Raw genomic sequence first — 842 nt, forward strand, 5'->3', positions numbered from 1 at the left:
GATCTCATTCCCGTTGAAAAACGCGGGCGTTGGTACGTGGAATATAACCGCGAAGCCATGTTGCAAATGGACAGCAAGGCCAAAGGCGACTTTTTGCTCAAACTGCGCATGGCCGGCTTCATTACTGGTGATGAGGGCCGCGACAAGCTCAATCTGCCACGGCGAGGCGGCAACAGTGATGAACTGGTGGTTCAAACCTCTATGGGGCTGGTTGACTTGCTTGGAAAGGAAGACAAATGAGCATCCGCAATTTGCCAAATGTCCCGGTGTTGGCTGGGAAAGGTCTTCAAAGTGCGATTGCTGAAAGCGTACAGCAGCGCTGGAATCCCGATATCAAGGCAGCAGCTGGTGAGGATGGCGAGAATACCATTTCCATCCTTGATCCAATTGGCGAGAGCTGGATGTATGACGGGGTGACTGCCAAGCGAATTTCGGCAGTGCTGCGCAACATTGGTGAGAAGGATGTGGTCGTCTCGATCAACTCTCCGGGCGGCGATTTCTTCGAAGGGTTGGCGATTTACAATCTGCTGCGCGAGCACAAGGCCAAGGTAACGGTGAAGGTGTTGGGGTTAGCTGCATCGGCAGCTTCTGTCATTGCAATGGCGGCAGATGAAATCCAGATCGGGCGAGCGGCTTTCTTGATGATCCATAACACATGGGTTTGTGCATGCGGTGATCGCCATGCGTTCCTTGAGGTCGCCGATTGGCTAAAGCCGTTTGATGATGCGGCAGTCAGCATCTATCACGCACGCACCAAGATCTCGGAAAAAGAGCTGAGCAACCAGCTCGACAAAGAGACCTGGATCAATGGTGAGAGTGCTGTTGAACAAGGGTTTGCAGAT

Annotated in this window: 1 protein-coding gene and 1 pseudogene; both read left to right on the plus strand. The window is 52.9% G+C overall.

Features of this window, described 5'->3' with window-relative positions; all coding sequences use genetic code 11:
- A pseudogene (locus tag PsWM33_RS27495) lies at positions 1 to 240 on the plus strand (phage portal protein); the annotation flags it as partial.
- On the plus strand, positions 237 to 842 hold a 606-nt coding region (locus PsWM33_RS23555), incomplete at its 3' end, for a head maturation protease, ClpP-related (protein WP_082827129.1). The pseudogene PsWM33_RS27495 and the gene PsWM33_RS23555, both read left to right, overlap by 4 nt.

The sequence above is a fragment of the Pseudovibrio sp. WM33 genome (assembly GCF_001623165.1).
Lineage (GTDB): Bacteria > Pseudomonadota > Alphaproteobacteria > Rhizobiales > Stappiaceae > Pseudovibrio.